This is a genomic window from Brevundimonas sp. GN22, from assembly GCF_054824005.1.
Window position 1 is genome coordinate 1 of record NZ_JSYD01000118.1, and the last position, 246, is coordinate 246.

Genomic DNA, 246 nt, shown 5'->3' on the forward strand with positions numbered 1-246 from the left:
GAGCCAGACGTGCCACGCCCGCCCTTCATGCCTTCCATCGAGGGATGGCCTAGCAGCAGGATCGCAATGTCGTTTTCCTTGGCCACCGCATTGAGCAGGCGCATGAACTCGGACACCTGAGCGCGATCCAGCTCATTGCCGCCGAAGATGGCAGCGGCATAGTCCAGCACCAGCAGGTTAGCCCCGACCTCGTTCACTCTGGCAACCAAGGCGTGCATCAGCGGGGTGCGAACGAGAAACCCGTTG

At 61.8% G+C, this 246-nt stretch carries 1 protein-coding gene; it reads right to left on the reverse strand.

The features are described 5' to 3' along the window. A partial coding sequence (locus OB03_RS13800) for an AAA family ATPase (RefSeq protein WP_461344541.1) occupies positions 1–246 on the reverse strand: 246 nt, incomplete at both ends.